2 protein-coding genes are annotated in these 1,881 nt (G+C 60.9%); both read left to right on the forward strand.

Translation table 11 applies throughout. The features are described 5' to 3' along the window. Positions 1-691: oligopeptide/dipeptide ABC transporter ATP-binding protein (locus L0H65_RS19250; protein ID WP_301460801.1), on the forward strand; the 691-nt coding region annotated here is incomplete at its 5' end. A gap of 17 nt (positions 692-708) precedes the next feature. Beyond that, on the forward strand, positions 709-1,881 hold a 1,173-nt coding region (locus L0H65_RS19255; RefSeq protein WP_301460802.1), incomplete at its 3' end, for a pyridoxal-dependent decarboxylase.

The raw sequence follows: 1,881 nt of genomic DNA on the forward strand, positions 1-1,881 counted from the left end.
CGGATCGCTGAACCCGCGTCAAAAGGTCGGCGCGATTTTGGAAGAGCCGCTGAAAATCAACCGCTCCGACATTTCCGCAGCGGATCGTACCAAGAAGGCCCGCGATATGCTGCGCCTCGTGGGATTGCGGCCAGAGCATTTTGACCGCTACCCGCATATGTTTTCCGGTGGGCAGAGGCAGCGGATTGCGGTTGCGCGCGCGTTGATGCTCGATCCCAAGGTTTTGGTTCTGGATGAGCCGGTCTCGGCGCTGGACCTGTCGATCCAAAGCCAGATCCTGAACCTGCTGACAGAGTTGCAGCAACGGATGGGGCTGGCCTATCTGTTCATCAGCCATGATCTTTCGGTGGTCAAACATATGGCTGATGATGTGATCGTGATGTATCTGGGCCGCCCCGTGGAAACTGGCACCAAGGCGGAAATTTTCAGCAACCCGCGCCACCCCTATACCAAGGCGTTGCTGTCGGCGACGCCAGTGGCGAACCCGAAAGCGGTTAAACACCGGATCAAGTTGGAGGGCGAATTGCCCTCACCTATCAACGTGCCACCGGGCTGCGCCTTTGCGCCACGCTGCTGGAAGGCGCAGGACAAGTGCCGTTCTGCGCGGCCGTTGCTGGCGGGCGAAAACCATCAGGCCGCGTGCTTCTATCCTGAAAACGATGGCATTGCCTCCCCTGCGGCAAAAAGCTGACCGAAGGCGGGCTTAGCATGGCCAAACAAACCGACCCCGGCCTTGATCCGCAAGATTGGCAAGTCTTCCGCGATTCTGCCCACACACTGCTGAATGCCTGTATTGATCATTTGCAAACCGCAGAGGCACACCCTTGGCAACCCGTGCCGGAAGCGGTGAAAACGGGTTATGCCATCACGGCGCAAGGCGCGGATGAAAGCGTCGTTTCCGCGCGGCTGATTGCCGAAATGCTGCCCTACGGCACCGGCAACACCCATCCCGGCTTTTTCGGCTGGGTGCATGGGAGCGGGCTTGCCTCGGGCTTGATGTCGGAGATGGTCGCGGCGACGATCAATGCCAATTGCGGTGGGCGTGATCATGGCATGACCTATGTGGAGCGCGCGGTGATTGATTGGGCGCGTGGTGTGTTCGGGTTTCCCGATACGGCAAGCGGCGTTCTGGTAAGCGGCACGTCGCAAGCTACGGTTATTGCACTTTCCACCGCCCGTTTGCGCGCTTTGGGCCCAGAAGTCAGGGCGAAAGGCAACGCCGGCGCGGCTCTGGTTGCCTATGCCGGGGCAGGGGCGCATAACGCGGCGCGTAAAGCGGTGGAACTGCTAGGTCTTGGCCATGATAATTTGCGCCGTATTGCGGAGGGGCCGGGCGGAATGAATGTGGCCGCGCTGCGCGAAGCCATTGCCGCCGACAAACAAGCGGGCAAGCGGCCCTTTGCCATCATCGCCACCGCCGGCTCCGTCGATGTAGGCCGTTTTGACGACCTGCACGCGCTGGCCGATCTGGCGGCGGAAACCGGTCTTTGGCTGCATATTGACGGAGCCTTTGGTGCCTGGACCCGGCTTGCCGAAGAACCGTGGCGCGGGTTGAGCGATGGGATAGAGCGAGCAGATTCCCTTGCGTGCGATTTCCACAAATGGATGTATGTGCCCTATGATTGCGGCTTGGTCCTGATCCGCGATCAGGCAGAACACCGCGCCGCCTTTGCCGCCCGTCCCGCCTATCTCGCGGTGCAAGAGGCAGGCGTGGGAGGTGGCGATCCGTGGTATTGCGACTATGGCATTGATCTCTCGCGCGGGAATCGCGCTTTGAAAGTGTGGACCGCGCTGGAAACCTATGGCGCGGAGAGATTGGGTGCTGCGATCACGCTGAACTGTGAACTCGCCGCGCGGATGGGCGCACGGGTGACGGCAAAC

It is taken from the genome of Pseudorhodobacter sp. (genome assembly GCF_030452865.1).
Lineage (GTDB): Bacteria > Pseudomonadota > Alphaproteobacteria > Rhodobacterales > Rhodobacteraceae > Pseudorhodobacter.